General features: G+C 48.3%; 1 pseudogene. It reads left to right on the forward strand.

Going from position 1 to position 238, the window contains the following annotated elements:
• Positions 1-198, forward strand: a pseudogene (locus B3O33_RS07195) (hypothetical protein); the annotation flags it as partial.
• Between the last annotated feature and the right edge of the window lie 40 nt (positions 199-238).

Raw genomic sequence — 238 nt, forward strand, 5'->3', positions numbered from 1 at the left:
CCGCATTGCTTTGATAAAACCACTGCCGATCAGAAAGCCCGCTATGCCGAGCGTGAGAAACAGATACAGCTGGCATTAAAACGCGGGGAAGCACATATCGGTATGGAATCTAACGAAGCTGCCGAACAGCACCGACTGGAAAAAGCCAGACGAAAAGAACAGGATAGGCTTGCTGCCCTACAAAAACATCATCGATGAGATTAATCACCAGCCTACTGCTCTATGTTCTGATCGTTCC

Origin of the sequence: Methylophaga sp. UBA1464, from assembly GCF_002325665.1 — a bacterium.
In the GTDB taxonomy this organism is placed as follows: Bacteria; Pseudomonadota; Gammaproteobacteria; order Nitrosococcales; family Methylophagaceae; genus Methylophaga.